Genomic DNA, 13,969 nt, shown 5'->3' with positions numbered 1-13,969 from the left:
CGACGACAATGCGTATATCGTCTATTGCCTTTGCCGCCGCGTTTGCGCTTGCGGCCGCTCCCATCGCCTCGGCTCAAGTCTCCGAGGAAACGCTGCGCTCGATTTCCACTCCCGACAGCGTCGAAACCCGGATTGGAACGCTCAACTTCAAGGACGGAACACCGAGCGCCGATACCGCGGCCGCGATTTACGACAACCTCGACTTTACCTATGCCTTTCGCGCTTTCACCGATGCGTTTCAGGGGGTGAGCGTCGAGGCGATCCGCCAGGGGCTCGCGACAGCCAACGTCAAGGACAACGAGCTCGTTCTCTTTTCGAAGCTTATGGATGCAAGTTCCATCTTCCTGACCGCCAATGCGGATACCGTCTACTATTTCGGCTTCATCAACCTGTCGGACGGGCCGATGGTGCTGGAGACGCCTCCAGGCGCCCTCGGCACGATCGACGACATGTGGTTCCGCTGGGTGACGGATTTCGGCCGGCCGGGGCCGGACCGCGGCGAAGGCGGCAAATATCTGCTCGTCGGGCCCGGCTATGACGGCTACCTGCCGCAAGGCGAATTCAACGTCGCCCATTCCAGAACGAACCGGGTGCTGGTGCTGGGCCGATCCTTTCTGGAAAACGACGATCCGGCACCGGTGGTCGAGCAGATCAAGGCGACGACCAAGATCTATCCTTACGCTCCCGGTGGGGTGGGCATGTCCATCGCAAGGTTCCTGGAAGGGGGCGTCATGCTGGGACGGGACGCCGAGCCCAAGGCTCCGGTCTTCCACGAGGGCACAGGGCTTGCGATCAACACCGTCCCGCCGAGCGACTACAGCTATTACGAGATGCTGAACGACCTTGTGCAGGCCGAACCGGCGACCGCGCTCGATCCCGAACTGATGGGGCCGATCGCCGCCATCGGCATCAGGAAGGGAAAGGACTTCGCGCCGGACGAGCGGATGAAAAAAATCCTGACCGAAGCGATAGCACTGGCGAATGCGACGAGCCGCACGCTCGGTTTCGACCCGCGCGATGCGGATGTGTACTATTACGAGAGCTCTCACTGGTGGAACCCGCTTTTCGCGGGCGGCTACCTTTTCGAGACCCCTCCACCCGAAATCACGCGCGAAGGCGCCAAGCCCTTTCCCCCGACCGGCTATCGCCAGATGAGCGCGCGGACCGCATTCTTCTACATCGCAACCGGCATTACCCCGGCGATGGTCATGAGGCTGACCAACGTGGGCTCGCAGTATCTGGGGGCCATGAAGGATGCGAACGGCAACTATTTCGACGGAGCCAAGACCTACAAGGTGACCTTGCCGAAGGATATTCCGGCGGCGGCATTCTGGTCGTTCACCCTATACGACAACCAGACCCGCTCGATGCTGGCGACCGCGCAGAAGTATCCGCGCGCCGGCAGCCAGAGCTACCCCTCGCCCGCCGCCGAAACCGCCGACGACGGGTCCACGACCGTCTACTTCGGCCCCGAGCAGCCGGAAGGCGTGTCGCGCGGCAACTGGATCCAGACCGACCCCGACAAGGGCTGGTTCATCCTGCTCAGGCTCTACAGCCCGCTTCAGAGCTTCTTCGACAAGAGCTGGCGACCGAGCGAGATCGAGGCGGTGAACTGACAAAAGGAACGAAGCCGCGACACATGGAACGAAAAACGGCGCGCCGGGGGCTGGCGCGCCGTTCGTTCTTTTCAGGCGTTCGAAAGTTCAGCCAATCGGCGCGTTGTCGTCACGCTTGATGGCGATCACCGTGGAGCGGGGAAGCTTGCCCTCGCCATCCGGGAAAGGCGCCTTCGGGTGCTGGATGCCGACGAACATCGTCCGCTTGTCGGCCGACCAGGTGATGCCGGTGACTTCCGAACCGTTCGGCCCGGTCAGGAACCGCTCGATACGGCCCGTCACCGGATCGCCCGCCAGCATCTGGTTGTTGCCGTGGCCGGCGAAATCGCCCTCGTTGTCGTCATTGCCATCCGTCTGGATCCAAAGAAGGCCCGTGGTGTCGAACATCATCCCGTCCGGCGAATTGAAGAGATTGCCTTCGTTGATGTTGGACGAACCGGCATAGGCATCGTCATGCACCGCCGGGTTGCCGGCCATCACGTAAAGATCCCACGTGAAGGCGGTGTCCGCGTGATCCTCATTCGCCGGGCGCCAGCGCACGATCTGGCCGTAGTGGTTTTCGGCACGCGGGTTCGGCCCGCCGACGGGCGTCTCGTCGCCGCCGGCATTCGCCTTCACGCCACGGTTCTTGTTGTTGGTGAGCGCGCAGTACCCTTCGACGGAGACCGGATTGACCGCCACCCATTCCGGACGGTCCATGGTGGTGCCGCCGGCAGCAGAGGCGGCAAGACGCGTATGGATGAGGATTTCCGCCTCGCCCAGACCGCCTGTGGATTCCGGCGTCAGCTCAACCCACCGGCCCGAGCCGTTGTCGAGGAAATACGCGACGTAGAGCTTGCCGTCGTCAAGCAGCGTCGAGGTGTCGCCGCCCGGCGTGTAAAAGCCGTTGGAGACATATTTATAGAGATATTCGCCGCGCTCGTCGTCACCGAGGTAGACGACCACGCGCCCATCCGGTGCAAGCGCACAGGCGGCGTTTTCATGCTTGAAACGGCCAAGGGCCGTCCGCTTGACGGGGGTGGAGGCCGGGTCGGACGGGTCGATCTCGACAACGTAGCCCGCGCGATTCGGCTCATTCGGGTTCTTCGAGATGTCGAAACGCGGGTCGAACTTCTCATAGGCATAGCGGCCTTCAAGCCCGATGCCGTAGCGCTTGAACTCCGCCGGACGCTCGAAATTCGCATCCGTTGAACCGAAGTAGCCGTTGAAGTTTTCCTCACACGTGAGATAGGTGCCCCACGGCGTCTTGCCAGCTCCGCAATTGTTGAACGTGCCGAGAGATTGCGTGCCCGAAGGATCGGCCTGAGTCTTCAGCAGGTCATGGCCGGCGGCGGGGCCGGAAATGCGCATTGGCGTATTGTGCGTGATGCGCCGGTTGAACGGGCTGTCGACCACGATCTCCCAGCCGCCTTCGCCCTCGGCCACTTCCATGACCGCGACGCCTTGCAGGTTCTGAAGCTTGAGAACATCGTCGGCGCTTGCCGGGATGCCGTCTTCGTTCTTCGGCAGGTTGACCTTTGGGTTCGCATATTCGTGGTTGACGGCGATGACCTGATGGCCGCCGATCGCGAAAAGCTCCATCCCGTCGGTATTTTCGCCGAAGACACGGTCGGAATCCTTCACGCTGCCGCCGGTCTCGTGGTCAAGCTCGGAAGCGTCGGAAAAGAGCGGTTGACCCCATTTGGCAAGCGGGCGCCAGCTGTAACCCTCAGGCACATGGACCGTGAAGTCGGTCGCGATCGGGATCGGGTGGAAGGCGAAGCGGCTTTCGGCCTGCGCGTGCGCCGAGGTGCCCGACATCAGTGTCGCGAGCGTGCCCGAGCCCATGACGGCCGCCCCGGAACCGAATGCCAGAACGCCGCCCATGAAACCGCGCCGCGACATCGCGGCCTCGACAACACGGTCAAACCCGGTTTCTTCCGGACGCGGATCTTGCAACTCGTCCCACTCGTCCCACGACAGGTCCTGAATTTCCGATTTATCCATGATGCGCGCTCCTTTCAGGTTTCGCGGTTAACCTGATTAGGCCAGTTGCTTGACACTTGGATGAACGCCGCGTCATGAACAAATTCGCCAAGGAAATCAGGCCGCTTTCGCCCGATCCCTCAGCGCTTTTGTGATGAAATCGATGAAGACGCGAAGCTTCGGCGGCTCGAACGGCGTGTTCGGGCGCACCAGGCTCAAGATGCTTGGCTGGCTTTCGCAATCAGGCAGGACGCGGACGAGGCGGCCTTGCTCAAAATCCTCAACCAGGCTGATATCGGGAAGAAGCGTTATGCCAAGCCCGCGCAGGGCCGCTTCCCGGTGCGTGGCAAGGTTCGTCACGCCAAGTCGCGGGCGGATCGGCACCGTCACCCATTCGCCGTCACAGGTAAATATCCATTCGTTGGGCCGGAAGGGGTCCAGCCAGTGCATGCAGTCGTGAGCGATCAAATCCTCCGGACGTTGCGGCACGCCCTTGCGGGCGAGATAGTCCGGACTTGCGACCGCCACGAAGCTGATGTCGACGATATGATGGGCGATCATCGAGGAATCGACCAGCTCTCCGGAACGGATCGCCGCGTCGAAGCCTTCGGCGACGAGGTTGACCAGCCTCTCGGACAGATCGAGTTCCAGATCGATATGCGGGTTGGCCTCCACAAAGTCGATGGCGAGCGGCGCTATCCAGTCGCCTCCGACGCCGGGGGGCGCGGTGATGCGCAGGCGCCCGCGCGCCTGATTGCCCGCCGCACTCGTTTCGACGTTGAGCGTGTCTATCGCCTCCAGGATGGAAGCGGCGCGGGGCAGATAAGCCTCGCCCGCCTCCGTCATGCTGATATGGCGCGTGGAGCGGCGCAGGAGGGTGACGCCGAGCTTCGCCTCAAGTTCGGCGACATGACGGCTGACGGCGGTGGTCGACATGCCGAGCGAGCGCGCGGCTTCCGCGAAACTGCCCGCCCTTGCGACCGCCACGAAAACGGACATGGAAAGATGCTGGTTCATGATTATCCCTGAATTCGGGATTGTGTTTTCCGATTTTACGATATTATCCCAAATATGACGAGCCCCTAGATTGTCACCAACGATGGAGACGATCATGGCTCACTACGATGCTCATGCCACGCGGCCCGCACCGGCCGGGCTGATGGACTATCTGATCGGCAGCCTGAAGCGGCTGCGCTTTGCGCAATTCATGCCTTCGCGCGGCAGTTCCGAGGCAACCTGCAAGACGGCACTGGACGCCGAGACATCCCGCGATGCCGGCATCTGCCCGCAGTATCGCGACTATTCGTCATTCCGGGATGTGGGACATGGCCGCGACCTGCAGCGCACGGCGGAACGCATCCGCGCGGGGTTGCCCGGGTGAGGTTTCATCCTGGCCACTGAAATGCGCGCGCCGCCCGAACGAAGGCGGCGACGGCCGGCGGAAACGGGCGGCCCGGCACGGTGACGAGCGTTATATCCCGTTCCACGACCGGCTCGATCAACGGGCGCTGCTGCAATTCGGGGATCGTGACCGAATATTCCGGCATGAAGGCGAAACCGATGCGCGCCAGCACCATGGACTGCACCCAGTCCTCCCGCTCCGACCTGAAGCGGGCGTAAAGCTCGACACCCAGCCCGGCGCAGGTTTCCATCACCATCTCCCGCATCTCGCATGACAGGCGGTCGACGTAAGGCTCGCCGGAAAGGTCCTTCAAGGTCACGGCATTCAGGCTGCCGAGGCGGTGATCGGGCGGGAAGACGACAACGTAACGCTCGCTGTAAAGACGGTGGCCGTTATAGCCCGCGCGCAGACCCTCGAGCGGGTTCATGACCGCCGCATCGAGCAGGCCGTCATCGAGCTTTGCCTCCAGATCGGCGACGCTTCCCTCGGTGACCGCAACCTCGACGCCCGGAAAATTGCCCTGAAACTGCGACAGGAACCGCGACAGGCGCACCGGCCCGATGGTGGATAAAACACCGAGGCGAACGGGAACCTGATCGAGAAGGCGGTAACTGTCGGCAAGCGCGCGCGTCGTTTCCGCCTCCTCGGCGATCTTCTGCAAATGCGGCAGCATGGAGCGGCCGAACTCGCTTATCGAGATACGCTTGCCCTCCCGGTGAAAGAGCGGCGCGCCCAGTTCCACCTCCAAAGACTTCACCGCCTTGGTGAGCGCGGGCTGCGAGACATTGCAATCGCCCGCCGCACGCGTGAAGTTGAGATGCCTTGCGGCGGCGAGCACGTATCTGATCTGCGCCATTTCCATCGCCGACACCCCTCCTCCAACATGCCCGGCCATTATGGCCGCATCTATCATTCCCCAAGGTTATCGAACGATCAAATATCGGTCGTTCAAGTGACGGCAGGAACGCGCTTCAATAACCGTCATTGAGTACGAGCACGGGAGAGAGACATGACCGTCTACATGGTGGAACGCGAACTCAAGGGCATCGCGATGGAGGATCTTGCCGCCGCGCAGAAGGCGGCGATCGAAACGGGAAAGAAGATGACGGCGGACGGCAGGAACGTGCGCTATATCCGCTCCACCTTCGCACCCGACGACGGGCGCTGCATGTGCCTGTTCGAAGCGGATTCGGACGCTGCCGTCAAAAAGCTCAACGACGATGCCGGTATTCCTTACGTCAAGGTTGTCCGGGCGATGGATCTGACGCCCTGACAGTTATCATGACGGCTGCACCGAATAGCTGCGCGAGGCAACTCGCGCGGCTTTTTCACGGGTGAAAGGTGATTTGCGGCGAGAGTGAAAAGTTATACCCGCCAGCAACCTATTCCACTAATAATTGCAGAGGTGGCGCGATCACGTTTGACATCGAACAGCCAGGCCTGGTTGCAGACACAACCGTAAATAGGATAAATATGGAATAAGCCAGATATGATGGAAACATCCGGCTCACGAGGTGAATTATGAAACTCCGGTCTGCAGCATTCCGAAGAGGACTTGTAAAAGGGCTGAGCGCACCAATTTGGTTGTTTGCGCCTGCAACTTATGATTATAATTATCGAGATTATGCAACTGTAGAATCTTCTTGGCGTAGCGTTAGAGACGCGATGAATAAAGTAGAAACAAAAGAAATTTCATATGAATCAAGAACACCCAAAAGAGACAAAATCAAATCATAAAAACAATGCGCTAGGGGATGTAACTTTACAAAATTCGCAGCCTCAACGGGCGATTTCAGACGAAGAGAATTCAGCCGAATATGCCGAGAGAGTTATAGCACTCAAGAAAGAGCAGAGTTTTTCTGGTCCGGTACCGCATCCCTCTCACGCAGAACACTACGAGAGCATTTTAGAGGGCTCGTTTGATAGAATGCTGAGCATGGCGGAAAGAGAACTCAACCATCAGCAAACGCTCGATAAGTTCTCGCTAGAAGCCAGCATTCAAGATTCGAAATCTGGGCGTCTGTATGGCTTAATCGCGCTCGTGGCTCTGATAATCGCCGCTGTAATCACAGGATTATACGATCACGAAATATTAGCAGGCGCTTTCCTGACGACAGGAGCGCTTGGTACAATAAGCACTCTTGTTATGGGGCGCAGGCAAAAAAATAACTAGCGGTTTTTTATATCCGATCTGAGGATTGCTTCGGCCAAAATAACCGGGAAAAGTGGCTCGACTTTCCGAGAGGCCCGCCACCGCGCATGACCCCCATCGCCGACCCGATCTTCTATGTGCTGGCCGTACCGGCCGTATTCCTCGTCGGCATGTCGAAAGGCGGCTTCGGCGGATCGATCGCGCTGCTTGGCGTGCCGATGATGAGCCTCGTGATTTCGCCGGTGCAGGCCGCCGGCATCATGCTGCCGATCCTCGTCTGCATGGATATCGTCGGCCTGATCGCCTATCGCGGCAAATGCGACAAGACGAGCCTGAAGATCCTGCTTCCCGGCGCGGTCGTCGGCATCGCCATCGGCTATTTCACTGCCGCCTTCGTGACGGAAGCGCATGTGCGGCTGATCGTGGGTCTCGTGGCGCTGCTGTTTTCGCTGAATTACTACCTTGGACGCGCGAACCGGGGCGAGGCGCGCCCGCACAAGCCCTGGCGCGGGCGCTTCTGGGGCATGGTCGCGGGCTTCACAAGCTTCGTCAGCCACACCGGCGGCCCGCCCTTCCAGATGTACATGCTGCCGCTGCGGCTCAACCCTGTGCTTTTCGCGGGCACGGCGATCATCTTTTTCTCGACCGTCAACGCGATCAAGCTGGTGCCCTATTTCCTGCTCGGCCAGTTCGACGCCACGAACCTTGCCACTTCCGCCGTGCTCCTGCCGGTCGCGCCGGTTGCCACGCTCTTCGGCGTATGGCTCGTCCATTACGTGAAGGCGGAAACCTTTTACCGCATCACCTACGCCATGGTGCTGGCGATCTCCTTCAAGCTCATCTGGGACGGGCTCGGCGCGTTTTTGGCCTGATTATTGTGCAGTGCAAAAAGATATTGATCCTGGTCACCCGAATCTGAAGTTCGTCTCAATGCCCGGCATGCTCTGAACGAACTTCAGATTAAAAAGGGTGACTAGCAAATATATGTTTCTAGTGTGGTTTTCGGATTTGAAATACGCTCTGGAGGATGCTGCTATAGTGAGGCGTGTTTCAAATTCACCACACTAGGAGCGTTTGGCGCTTTCATGACGGTAACGATGTTTGGGAGGACTCAACGATGACCGGCACCGAAGGCGCCAGCGCCTATACGCGCGATCTCGACAAGAATCCGGCGAACTACGCGCCCCTTTCGCCGCTGAGCTTTCTTGCCCGCTCCGCCGCCGTGTTTCCCGACCAGACGGCGATCGTCCACGGCAACCAGCGGCGCAGCTACGGCGAATTCTACGCGCGCTCGCGCCAGCTCGCCTCCGCCCTTTCGAAACGCGGGATCGGAAAGAACGACACGGTCTCCGTGATGCTTTCCAACACGCCGCCGATGCTGGAAGCCCACTACGGCGTGCCGATGACGGGCGCCGTGCTGCATTCGCTCAATACCCGCCTCGATGCGGCGATCATCGCCTTCCAACTCGACCATGCGGAAACGAAGTTCATCATCACCGACCGGGAATTCGCGCCCGTGATGAAGGAGGCGCTTTCGCTTGCCAAGGTGAAGCCCGCGATCGTCGACTACGACGACCCGGAGTTTCGCCAGGACGGCGAGAAGCTCGGCTCGATGGAATATGAAGACCTCGTCGCCGAGGGCGATCCCGATTTCGAATGGTCCCTGCCCGGCGACGAATGGGACGCGATTTCTCTGAACTACACATCCGGCACGACGGGCAACCCGAAGGGCGTCGTCTACCACCACCGGGGCGCCTATCTGCTGGCGCAGGCGAACGTCGTCACCGCCTCCATGGGCAAGCACCCGGTCTATCTGTGGACATTGCCGATGTTCCATTGCAACGGCTGGTGCTTCCCCTGGTCGATCTCGGTGGTGGCGGGAACGCATGTGTGCCTGCGCTGGGTGAGGCAGAAGCCGATCTGGGATGCGCTGGCGGATGAAGGCGTGACCCACCTTTGCGGTGCGCCGATCGTCATGTCGACGATCCTGAACGCGCCCGAGGCCGACCAGCGCGACCTCAAGGGCCGGATCGTCGAATTCTTCACCGCCGCCGCACCGCCGCCGGAATCCGTGCTGGCCGCCATGAACGACGCGGGCTTTAACGTGACGCATCTCTACGGCCTCACGGAAACCTACGGCCCCGCCGTCGTCAACGACTGGAAGAGCGAGTGGAGCGAGCTTCCCTCCGACCAGCGCGCGACGAAGAAGGCGCGCCAGGGCGTGCGCTATATCGCGCTTGAAGACCTGACCGTCATGGACCCGCAGACGATGACGCGCGTGCCCGCCGACGGCGCGACCATGGGCGAGGTCATGTTCAAGGGCAACGTGGTGATGAAGGGCTACCTGAAGAACCGCGAGGCGAGCGAGGAAGCCTTCGCCGGCGGCTGGTTCCACTCCGGCGACCTTGGCGTGCTGCATCCGGACGGCTACATCCAGCTCAAGGACCGCTCCAAGGACGTGATCATCTCGGGCGGCGAGAACATTTCCTCCATCGAGGTGGAGGACGTGCTCTTCAAGCACCCGGCGGTGCAGGCGGCCGCCGTCGTCGCCAAGCCCGACGAGAAATGGGGCGAAACGCCCTGCGCCTTCGTTGAGGTGAAGCCGGGATCAAATGTCACGCCGGAAGAGCTGATCGATTTCTGCCGCGAACGCATGGCCCGCTTTAAGGCGCCCAGACACGTGGTGCTGACGGAACTGCCGAAAACCTCCACCGGCAAGGTGCAGAAGTTCCAGCTGCGCGAGATGGCGAAGGAAGTTTGAGGCCAAAGAAAAAGCCGCGACGAGGACGCCGCGGCTCTTTTCACGGGGACGCACCAACCTGTCGAAGGTCAGTGCAATGTACTCGACGACCTCAATCGCTCAATCTCATCCTTTACGACCAGTTTCTGCCGCTTCAGATCGTGCAGCTCGAGGGAATCTACAGATGGGTGCAGCATAAGCTCTTCGAGCTTGCGCTCCAGATCCTTGTGACGCCTCTCAAGCTCACTCAGATGAGAATCCAGTGACATGGATGACCTCCTTGGCGTGTGGTCGTTGACCTGGAAATTCTGGCATAGAACTCCCTTTGCTGTCGAATGTTTGATGGACACGTTTTCGACAGATCCTGCAGCGTAGCCGGCAACCCTTTACCCGCCTTGACGAAATTCAAGAGCGCGGGTTCTCCACAAGTTTTCCACTCTGCGTAGAACCGGCGCGCTTTTCGCGTTCTTGCCCGAAACACCCGTCGTTCGACCGGATGCGGGTCTGGTATTCCCGGTGTCGGAGCACGAACGGAATTTCGACAATCGACGACCTTGGACGCACGCTCGCCCATCTCGCAGGCTGCCCACTACCACTGACTTATCGTGCGAAGTATGATGGACGAAAATATGGCCGGGCGGGGATTGCCGGAGTGAGTCGATGAACGACACGGACAGTGAAAAGGCTCTACGCATCGAACTTGCGAAATTGCGACAGGAACACAGGGATCTGGACATGGCGATCGGCGTAATGGCGGACACCGGACGCTGCGACGCCCTGCAGCTGCAACGCCTGAAGAAGAAGAAGCTTTACCTCAAGGACCGTATCGCCACCCTGGAAGACCAGCTTTTCCCCGACATCATCGCCTGACGCATCAATTCGATCGCCTTTCGGACAACCCGGTATCTTCCCTTGCGCAAGGGCGCCCCGTCCCTATAATCCGCGGCCTTCGCGGAACCGACACGACCTCGGGGGATGAATGACGAAAATACCGCCGCCGGTGGCGATCATCATGGGAAGCCAGTCGGACTGGGCGACGATGAAGCACGCCGCCGACATTCTGGACGCGCTGGAAATTCCCTATGACGCGCGCATCGTCTCCGCCCATCGCACCCCCGAAAGGCTTTACGGCTTCGCGAAATCCGCAAAAGGCGAAGGCTTCAAGGTCATCATCGCCGGCGCCGGCGGCGCGGCCCACCTGCCGGGAATGACGGCGGCGATGACGCCGCTTCCCGTCTTCGGCGTGCCGGTGGAATCGCGCACGCTGAAAGGCGAGGACAGCCTGCTTTCCATCGTCCAGATGCCGGCGGGCATTCCCGTCGGCACGCTTGCCATCGGCAAGGCGGGAGCGGCGAACGCGGCCCTTCTGGCCGCCGCGGTGCTGGCGCTTCAGGACGGGGATCTTGGAAAAAGGCTGGAGTCCTGGCGCGCGAGGCAGAGCGAAAGCGTGGCGGAAAAGCCGGTGGACGAGGCATGAACTCCATGACCGACGCGAAGCTTTCGCCGGGCGATACGATCGGCATCCTGGGCGGGGGCCAGCTTGGCCGCATGATCGCGCTTGCCGCCGGCAGACTGGGCCTCAAATGCCATGTCTTCTGCCCCGACGAGGCGAGCCCCGCCTTCGACGTTTCAGCGGAAAAAACCGTGGCCGCCTATGACGACGAAAAGGCCTTGCGGGATTTCGCCGGAAAGGTCGATGCCGTCACATACGAGTTCGAGAATGTGCCCGGCGAGACGGCGGATATCCTGGCCTCGCTCCGGCCCGTGCGGCCCGGACCGCGCGCGCTTTCCGTCTCCCAGGACAGGCTGAGCGAAAAGACCTTCCTGCGCGATGCCGGCATTCCGGTCGCCGATTTCGAAAGCATCGATTCCCAGAACGAACTGGACGACGCGCTGACGCGCTTCGGCGGGCGCGGCGTGGTGAAAACGCGGCGCTTCGGCTACGACGGCAAGGGCCAGATCATGATCCGCGCGAGGGAGGATGCGCAGGACGCCTTCTCAAGGCTTGGCCATGTGCCAACGATCCTGGAGGCGCTCGTCACCTTCGAGCGCGAAATATCCGTGATCGTGGCGAGAGGCCTCGACGGGACGGCGCGCGCCTATGACGTCGCCGAAAACGTTCACGAAAACCACATCCTCAAGACCTCGACCGTGCCGGCCGATATCCGCAGCGCTACGGCGGCACAGGCCCGCGAGATCGCGGAAAGGATCGCGGACGCCCTCGGCTATGTCGGCGTGATGGGGGTGGAGATGTTCCTCGTGCGCTCAGGCGAGGAGGAACGCATCATCGTCAACGAGATCGCGCCGCGGGTGCACAACTCCGGCCACTGGACGGAGGATGCCTGCCTCGTTTCCCAGTTCGAGCAGCATGTGCGCGCCGTCGCCGGCTGGCCGCTCGGCACCGCCGAACGGCACTTCGACGTGACGATGGAAAACCTGATCGGCCATGACGCGGACGCATGGCACGATATCCTGAGCGACCCCGGCGCGCGATTGCACCTTTACGGCAAGGCGGAAACGAGGGCGGGCCGCAAGATGGGCCACGTCAACCGGCTGCGCCCGATAAAGCCGTGACAGGGGCCGCACCTGCGACAAGACCGTATCGATCCCTCCGGTGGAAGCGGTAGAGCGCGGCGACGGCGACGAAGGCAAGCCCCATGGCCAGCCCCCACCAGATGCCCAGGCCGTCAAGGCCGAGCGGAAAGGCGAGCAAAAAGGCAAGCCCGCCACCCACGCCCCAATAGCCGGCTGCTGCGATGACCATCGGCACGCGGGTGTCGGACAGCCCGCGCAGAACACTGCTGCCAACCACCTGCGCGGCGTCGAACAGCTGGAAGAGCGCCGCGACGGCGAGGAACGACGCGCCGATGGCGATGACCTCTCCCGACTGCGCCTTGGCGCCATCCAGAAAGAGCGAGACAAGCTCGTGCGGGAACGTCCACATCACGACCGCCATCAAACCCATGAAGGCGAGCGCTACTGCCGTCGCGCTCCAGCCCGCGCGGCCGACGGCGGCGGTATCCTTGTGCCCGGCTGCAAGACCGACGCGGATCATGCCCGCCTGGCCGATGCCGAGGGGAACCATGAAGGTGATCGAGGCGATCTGCAGCGCGATGCCGTGGGCTGCGAGCGGAACCGTGCCGAGCCAGCCCATGGGTATCGTGCTGCCCGCAAAGAGCCCTACCTCGAACAGGATGGTGAGGCCTATCGGCCAGCCCAGCTTCAGGATCTCGAAAAAATACGGCCAGTCGGTGCGCCAGATGCGCCCGAAGATCGCGTAGCGGCGAAGCTTGCGCTCGCGCAGGCAATAGACGACGAGCAGGACGGTGGTGGAGAGAGCGGTTGCCACCGAGGCGACGCCCGCGCCGACGATACCCAGTTTCGGAGCGCCGAAGTGGCCGAAGATCAGCACATAGTCGAACAGGGCATTCACGAGCGCGGCGGAGACGGTCGCCCACAGGACAACCTGGGCCTTTTCCATCACCGTGATGAAATTGCGGATCGCCATGGTTGCGAGCGAGGGCGGCAGGGCGAACATCAGCACTTGCATGTAGAGGCCCGCCAGACGCGCGACCTCCGCTTCCTGACCAAGGGCAAGCAGGATGGCCTGCGTATGCCAGAGAACGAACAGCGCGGGGACGGAGTAAAACGCCACCACCCAAAGACCCATGCGCACGGCGCGGCGCAGTTCGCGCGGGTTCCTTTCGCCACGCGCCTTGGCGCCAAGGGGAATGACGGCCTGCAGCACGCCCATGCCGAAAAGCCAGATGACGATGTAGAGATTGAAGGCGAGCACCATGGCGGCCAGCGGTTCCGCTCCCAGCCAGCCGACCATGACGACGTCCGTGGTGTTGATCGCCATTTGCGCAAGCTGGGCACCCGCGATCGGGCTGCCAAGCGCAAGCGTGGGCCAGATATCGCTTTTCCAGAGCGACGATATCCCCCCACCCGAGCGTATCGCGCCCGGCCGCGCCATCTCTGATCCTCCGAAAATGCTGGACGGGCGAAACCGGCCCGGACCGAAACGAATGGTCGAAAGGCAGATTGATAGCCTTGCTCAATGCCAAGGTCCAGACAAAGCTGTCGATGGAACC

The 13,969-nt window shown here is 61.4% G+C and carries 14 protein-coding genes; 9 read left to right on the top strand and 5 right to left on the bottom strand.

Annotated elements, in window-relative coordinates:
* The first annotated feature begins 8 nt into the window (after nt 1-8).
* A complete protein-coding gene (locus GR183_RS10635; protein WP_160775547.1) occupies nt 9-1,616 on the top strand; it encodes a DUF1254 domain-containing protein in 1,608 nt (535 codons plus the stop codon).
* A gap of 87 nt (nt 1,617-1,703) precedes the next feature.
* Here GR183_RS10635 and GR183_RS10630 read toward each other — a convergent pair whose 3' ends face one another.
* Nucleotides 1,704-3,602: a PhoX family protein gene (locus GR183_RS10630; RefSeq protein ID WP_160775546.1), complete on the bottom strand. Its 1,899-nt coding sequence runs from the start codon at nt 3,600-3,602 to the stop codon at nt 1,704-1,706.
* Between the two features lie 96 nt (nt 3,603-3,698).
* Nucleotides 3,699-4,598 carry a LysR family transcriptional regulator gene (locus GR183_RS10625; protein WP_160775545.1) on the bottom strand — a complete coding sequence of 300 codons (900 nt, stop codon included), beginning with the start codon at nt 4,596-4,598 and terminating at the stop codon, nt 3,699-3,701.
* Nucleotides 4,599-4,692: 94 nt separating this feature from the next.
* On the opposite strand from GR183_RS10625, the gene GR183_RS10620 reads away from it, so the two are divergent.
* Nucleotides 4,693-4,962, top strand: coding sequence for a hypothetical protein (locus tag GR183_RS10620; RefSeq protein WP_160775544.1), 270 nt, complete (start codon nt 4,693-4,695; stop codon nt 4,960-4,962).
* Nucleotides 4,963-4,966: 4 nt separating this feature from the next.
* On the opposite strand, the gene GR183_RS10615 is transcribed toward GR183_RS10620, so the two are convergent.
* Nucleotides 4,967-5,839, bottom strand: a complete 873-nt coding sequence (locus tag GR183_RS10615; RefSeq protein WP_160775543.1) for a LysR family transcriptional regulator — start codon at nt 5,837-5,839, stop codon at nt 4,967-4,969.
* Between the two features lie 153 nt (nt 5,840-5,992).
* Between GR183_RS10615 and GR183_RS10610 the strand changes: the two genes are divergently transcribed.
* The 4 genes from GR183_RS10610 (at nt 5,993) to GR183_RS10595 (ending at nt 9,896) form a co-directional block, all read left to right on the top strand.
* The gene (locus GR183_RS10610) at nt 5,993-6,256 is read left to right on the top strand and encodes a DUF4242 domain-containing protein (protein ID WP_160775542.1); all 264 of its coding nucleotides are present in this window, start codon (nt 5,993-5,995) and stop codon (nt 6,254-6,256) included.
* A 423-nt stretch (nt 6,257-6,679) separates the two neighbouring features.
* Nucleotides 6,680-7,156: a DUF2335 domain-containing protein gene (locus tag GR183_RS10605; RefSeq protein WP_160775541.1), complete on the top strand. Its 477-nt coding sequence runs from the start codon at nt 6,680-6,682 to the stop codon at nt 7,154-7,156.
* A gap of 86 nt (nt 7,157-7,242) precedes the next feature.
* Nucleotides 7,243-8,007, top strand: coding sequence for a sulfite exporter TauE/SafE family protein (locus GR183_RS10600; RefSeq protein WP_160775540.1), 765 nt, complete (start codon nt 7,243-7,245; stop codon nt 8,005-8,007).
* A 245-nt stretch (nt 8,008-8,252) separates the two neighbouring features.
* Nucleotides 8,253-9,896 carry an acyl-CoA synthetase gene (locus GR183_RS10595; RefSeq protein WP_160775539.1) on the top strand — a complete coding sequence of 548 codons (1,644 nt, stop codon included), beginning with the start codon at nt 8,253-8,255 and terminating at the stop codon, nt 9,894-9,896.
* A 68-nt stretch (nt 9,897-9,964) separates the two neighbouring features.
* Here the strand turns inward: GR183_RS10595 and GR183_RS22350 are convergent, their stop codons facing one another.
* On the bottom strand, nt 9,965-10,072 hold the full coding sequence (locus GR183_RS22350; RefSeq protein WP_376765763.1) for a YdcH family protein: 108 nt from the start codon (nt 10,070-10,072) through the stop codon (nt 9,965-9,967).
* Nucleotides 10,073-10,535: 463 nt separating this feature from the next.
* Here GR183_RS22350 and GR183_RS10585 point away from each other — a divergent pair, with 463 nt between their 5' ends.
* The 3 genes from GR183_RS10585 to GR183_RS10575 all read left to right on the top strand — a co-directional run bounded on the left by GR183_RS10585 (nt 10,536) and on the right by GR183_RS10575 (nt 12,449).
* Nucleotides 10,536-10,745, top strand: a complete 210-nt coding sequence (locus GR183_RS10585) for a YdcH family protein (protein WP_160775537.1) — start codon at nt 10,536-10,538, stop codon at nt 10,743-10,745.
* Between the two features lie 109 nt (nt 10,746-10,854).
* On the top strand, nt 10,855-11,352 hold the full coding sequence (purE, locus tag GR183_RS10580) for a 5-(carboxyamino)imidazole ribonucleotide mutase (protein WP_160775536.1): 498 nt from the start codon (nt 10,855-10,857) through the stop codon (nt 11,350-11,352).
* A gap of 5 nt (nt 11,353-11,357) precedes the next feature.
* Nucleotides 11,358-12,449, top strand: a complete 1,092-nt coding sequence (locus GR183_RS10575) for a 5-(carboxyamino)imidazole ribonucleotide synthase (protein WP_202395978.1) — start codon at nt 11,358-11,360, stop codon at nt 12,447-12,449.
* On the opposite strand, the gene GR183_RS10570 is transcribed toward GR183_RS10575, so the two are convergent.
* On the bottom strand, nt 12,421-13,851 hold the full coding sequence (locus tag GR183_RS10570) for an MATE family efflux transporter (RefSeq protein ID WP_160775534.1): 1,431 nt from the start codon (nt 13,849-13,851) through the stop codon (nt 12,421-12,423). The two genes, GR183_RS10575 and GR183_RS10570, sit on opposite strands and share 29 nt — an antisense overlap.
* Nucleotides 13,852-13,969: the final 118 nt, after the last annotated feature.

The organism is Stappia sediminis (assembly GCF_009826895.1).
In the GTDB taxonomy this organism is placed as follows: Bacteria; Pseudomonadota; Alphaproteobacteria; order Rhizobiales; family Stappiaceae; genus Hongsoonwoonella; species Hongsoonwoonella sediminis.
Note: the sequence above shows the minus strand (reverse complement) of the source record. Positions and strands in the feature narration are given on the sequence as shown.